General features: G+C 57.9%; 1 pseudogene. It reads left to right on the top strand.

The window, feature by feature from the left end:
• Positions 1-625 (top strand): annotated as a pseudogene (locus HMPREF2572_RS12775) (RHS repeat protein); the annotation flags it as partial.

The following is a 625-nucleotide window of genomic DNA, read 5'->3' as shown; positions in this document are numbered from 1 at the left end:
CCCCGCTGCGGATTACCGAGTTCAAACGCGATATATTGGGACGATTAATCCACACCCTCGCCCGCGACGGTGGCGACAGAGTTCAGGAGGCCGCTTACCAATACGACTTGGACGGCAACCTCGTCCGCGCCGCCAACCGCCACAGCATCACCTGCTTCGACTACGACGAAAACGGCCAACTCATCGCCCAGCACCAATGGAAGGTGCCGAGCAAGGAAGAGAACGCCCGAAACGGTCTGCCCGAAACCGACTGGCGCGATGCGCAGTACGACATGCTGTACCTGCCCGTTACCGAAACCGTCCGCTACCACTACGACTTCAACGGCAACCGCACCGCTACCGTCCTGCCCGACGGCAGACAGATCAACTACCTGTATTACGGCAGCGGCCACCTGCACCAAATCAGCCTAGACGACGAAGTCATCACCGACATCGAACGCGACAAGCTGCACCGCGAAATCTACCGCACACAGGGTAAACTCGCCAGCCGTTACGAACTTGACCCCTTAGGTCGTCTGAAAAGGCAAATCGCCACCCTCAATGATTTGACGGAAGGCGGAAAAGGCAAAACTAAAGTAGCGGCGGGTTATGGTCAAACCGCCGTCAAACGCAGCTACGGCTACGA

It is taken from the genome of Neisseria sp. HMSC064E01 (genome assembly GCF_001808875.1).
In the GTDB taxonomy this organism is placed as follows: domain Bacteria; phylum Pseudomonadota; class Gammaproteobacteria; order Burkholderiales; family Neisseriaceae; genus Neisseria; species Neisseria sicca_A.
This window is presented reverse-complemented; position numbering and strand designations above follow the sequence as displayed.